The sequence below is a fragment of the Terriglobia bacterium genome (assembly GCA_020073185.1).
Classification (GTDB): Bacteria; Acidobacteriota; Terriglobia; order Terriglobales; family Acidobacteriaceae; genus JAIQGF01.
Genome location: JAIQFT010000121.1, coordinates 1 through 3,829 on the forward strand (window position 1 = coordinate 1; position 3,829 = coordinate 3,829).

Consider the following 3,829-nt stretch of genomic DNA (forward strand, 5'->3'; position numbering starts at 1 on the left):
AAGCTGGTGGCGCTGGACACGCCGCTGAAACTGAAAGCGAGCGTGCCGGCCGAAAACGTGATCGAAGCGCAATTCGTGCACGCGCCGCCGGACTGGGAGCGCACGCTGCAAGCGCTGCCCAAGGTCAACTCGGTGCAGGCGGAGGGCGCGGGCATGTACCGCATCCTCTCGGCGGGCGCAGCCGCGGTCACCGCGCTGGTGGAATGCGCGCTGTCGGCTGGGGTCGAGATCAAGTCGCTGGCCGTGCAGAGCACCACGCTGGACGATGTCTTCGTGCATTACACCGGGCGGCAGTTGCGCGACGAGCAAGTGAAGGCCTACGCGTTCGTCATGCCGGCGCGGCCGGGAGAGCGGGCATGAACCGGATGTGGGCGATCGTGGAACGCGAGCTGCGCAAGTTTCTGCGCTCCCCGGCCCTGATGCTGGTCTCGCTGGTATTTCCCCTGATCCAGCTCATCGTTTTGGGCAGCGCGTTCGGCGGCAAGATCCGCGACGCGCGCCTGGGAGTGGTGGACCAGGATGGGGGCGTGCAGGCGCTGAAAATCAGGGAAGCGTTTAATTCCGTGGCCGCCAACGTCCGCACCTTCGTGCCGGTGTACTACGACGACGAAAAACGGGCGACCGCGGACGTGAAGAACGGCAAGATCGATGCCGCGCTCATCATCCCGCCGCAGTATTCGCGGCGTGTCTACGAGCAAGAGCAGCCCCGCATCGCGCTGGTGGTGGACAACAGCGACAACTTCGTGAGCTCGTCGCTGGAGCAGAAACTGGCGGAGCTGACAGAGGCGCTGAACACGCCCGATGTCCAGCCCCGGGTGGTGCAAAACGTCGCGCTCCAGGTGGTGGAACTCTATCCCTACATCGAGTACATGAAATACCTGCTGCCGGGCTCGATTACGCTGGCGATGTTCGTCTCGGTGATGATCGGCGGCGGCATGCTGTACATCGACGACAAGGCGCGCGGGGTACACGAGGGCTACCTGGTGACGCCGATCACGAAGCTGGAGCTGATCCTGGGGCTGAACACGGCGGGCGCGATCAAGGCGATTGCCTCGGGCGTGGTGATCACGGTGGTCGGATCGCTGATTGCCGGCGTCAGCGCGACCTTTCATGCCCAGACGGCGGTCCTGCTGGCGCTCACCATCCTGGTGACCTCGCTGGCGTTCAATACCATGATGTTCCTGTTCATGGTGCGGGTCGAGGATCCGCTGGTGCCGCGCGCGACCTTCGGGGTTTTGAATACGCTCCTGTTTTTCCCCAGCGGCGCGATTTATCCCATCAACGCGTTTCCCAAGTGGCTGCAGGCGATCGCCATTGCCGACCCGTTTTCCTACGCGGTCCATGCCTTCAAGGCGTTGCTGCTGAAGGAGGCGGGATTCACGGCGATCTGGCACGACCTGCTGTTCCTGACGATCATTGCGGCGGTCATGATCTCGATTGCGACTCCGTTGTTTAAGCGAACGCTGTAACTGCATTTACCGATTTGGTAATAACTCTGGTCGGCTGCTGTTGCAGACCCCCTCCCCCTCCATCAATGCAAGGTCAACAACATACGCACGGGGGCAACCTTCCGAACCCATCACGCATCGAGCATCAACGGAATCTCGAATCTAGACCCTCCGGCAGATAGATGCGCAATGCGCCGGCCGAAAATGAAGGAGACACTTATGAAAATCGTGGTGATCGGCGGCACTGGACTCATTGGCTCAAAACTCGTCAACAAGCTTCGTGAGCACGGACACGAGGCGATAGCGGCATCACCCAATTCGGGCGTCAACAGCGTTACGGGCGAGGGGCTTGCCGAAGTGCTGAAAGGTGCTTCGGTAGCGGTTGACGTTACGAACTCTCCCTCCTGGGAGGACGCAGCAGTGCTGAAGTTTTTCGAAACATCAACCCGTAACCTCCTCACCTATGGAGCGGCGGCAGGCGTCGGACATCACGTAGCGTTGTCGGTCGTAGGCACCGAGCGGCTGTCCGAAAGCGGTTTCTTCCGCGCCAAGATCGCTCAGGAGAAACTGATCAAAGCCTCATCGATTCCTTATTCGATCGTGCAAGCGACCCAGTTCTTCGAGTTCCTCAAGGAAATAGGGGGGCCGGAACAGTTTCGCCTGGATGAACTAGTCCGGCGGCGCTTGGCCTTGCTCAAAGATCCTCGCGAAGTCATCGCTGATCCAAACGCGCGTTACTCTGGGGCCAAAATCAGCGAGAAAACACTGGTTCCAGGCGATAACGCACGACTCGGCGAGACGCGTTTCGAAACCTGGCTGACTCAGTCCGCAGCACAGATTCCGAGTGCGCATCCTCAGACTGACGCCGCGTGAAGCCGCAGGGGTGGTCGCAGCGGCCACCCCCGGTGAGCGGGGCATAGGAAAGTACACTGGCCGTCGAACGTCACCTACACACGACGAGATTGCCCAACTCGCCTTCAGTCTGTACGAATCCACGTGGCCGGCAGGACGGCCACGACATCGAAGATTGGCTGTGTGCCGACCAGGAACTCGTGCGGCACTACGCCTGACGGAGAAGTACCAACCAATACACACGAAGCATTGAAATGGCGTCGACCCAAGCGAAAGGTTAATTTATGACATTCCCAAAACTAATTTTGGCGCTGGCATGTCTCATGTCCGGCGCGCTGGTAGCACAGGAGGCTAAGGTAACGCAGCTCATGTCGAAAGACCTGAAAGAGCTTCCAGGCAAAGAAGGTTTGATGATCACCGTGGAATATCCGCCGGGCAGTTCGGACCCCATACATCGCCACAATGCACAGGCGTTCGTTTATGTGCTGGAAGGTTCGATCGTGATGCAGGTGAGAGGCGGAAAGGAAACGACTCTGACACCTGGTCAGACCTTCTACGAAGGCCCGGATGATGTCCATGTCGTTGGGCGGAACGCAAGCCAAACCAAACCGGCGAAATTCCTCGTGTTTCTTGTGAAAAACAAAGGCGCTCCGGTGCTCGTACCTGCCAAGTAAAAGCCAGAAACTGCGAGTGGTTCTGCTCGCACAAACTTAAGGAGAAAATTCATATGAGCACGATTACGGGAAAAGATGGCACGACGATCTACTACAAAGACTGGGGCAAGGGCCCGGTCGTCACGTTGTCGCATGGATGGCCGCTGAGTTCCGATGCATGGGACGGCCAACTGCTCTTCCTCGCCCAGAATGGCTTCCGCGTGGTTGCGCACGACCGGCGCGGCCACGGCCGGTCGAGCCAAGCCTGGTCCGGGAACGACATGAATGGGTACGCCGACGATCTGGCAGCCGTCATTGAGGCGCTTGATCTCAAGGAAGTCACCCTGGCGGGTCACTCCACGGGCGGAGGCGAAGTTGCACGTTACATCGGACGCCACGGCACAAAGCGTGTTGCCGCGGCCGTCCTGATCGCTGCTGTGCCCCCGATCATGGTGAAGTCCGATGCCAACCCCGAGGGGCTCCCGATGGAAGTGTTTGACGGATTGCGCAGCAGCCTCACCAAGGACCGTTCGCAGTTCTACAAAGATCTTGCCGTAATGTTCTACGGCGCCAATCGGCCGGGTGCGAAGGTCTCACAGGGAACGCTGGACCAGTTCTGGCTGTGGAGCATGCAGGCCGGCCTCAAGAACGCCTACGACAGCATCAAGGCATTTTCCGAGACCGACTTCACCGAGGACCTCAAGAAATTCGATGTGCCCACGCTGGTCATGCACGGCGAGGACGACCAGATCGTGCCGGTCAAGGATTCAGCGAAGAAATCGGCCAGGCTCATCAAGGGGGCGAAGGAAATCTATTATCCGGGCTTGCCTCACGGCCTCACCGCCACGCATGCGGATCAAGTCAACGCCGACCTGT

5 protein-coding genes are annotated in these 3,829 nt (G+C 59.6%); all 5 read left to right on the forward strand.

Annotation, left to right across the window (positions count from 1 at the left end; all coding sequences use genetic code 11):
• A partial coding sequence (locus LAN64_20660; GenBank protein MBZ5570238.1) for a DUF4162 domain-containing protein occupies positions 1-360 on the forward strand: 360 nt, incomplete at its 5' end.
• Complete coding sequence (locus LAN64_20665; protein MBZ5570239.1) at positions 357-1,469, forward strand: ABC transporter permease; 1,113 nt, start codon at positions 357-359, stop codon at positions 1,467-1,469. The genes LAN64_20660 and LAN64_20665, both read left to right, overlap by 4 nt.
• Before the next feature lie 198 nt (positions 1,470-1,667).
• Positions 1,668-2,321 carry an SDR family oxidoreductase gene (locus LAN64_20670; protein MBZ5570240.1) on the forward strand — a complete coding sequence of 218 codons (654 nt, stop codon included), beginning with the start codon at positions 1,668-1,670 and terminating at the stop codon, positions 2,319-2,321.
• Positions 2,322-2,584: 263 nt separating this feature from the next.
• Positions 2,585-2,974, forward strand: a complete 390-nt coding sequence (locus tag LAN64_20675; GenBank protein ID MBZ5570241.1) for a cupin domain-containing protein — start codon at positions 2,585-2,587, stop codon at positions 2,972-2,974.
• Positions 2,975-3,027: 53 nt separating this feature from the next.
• Positions 3,028-3,829, forward strand: an 802-nt coding sequence (locus LAN64_20680; protein MBZ5570242.1) for an alpha/beta hydrolase, incomplete at its 3' end; no start/stop codon positions are given.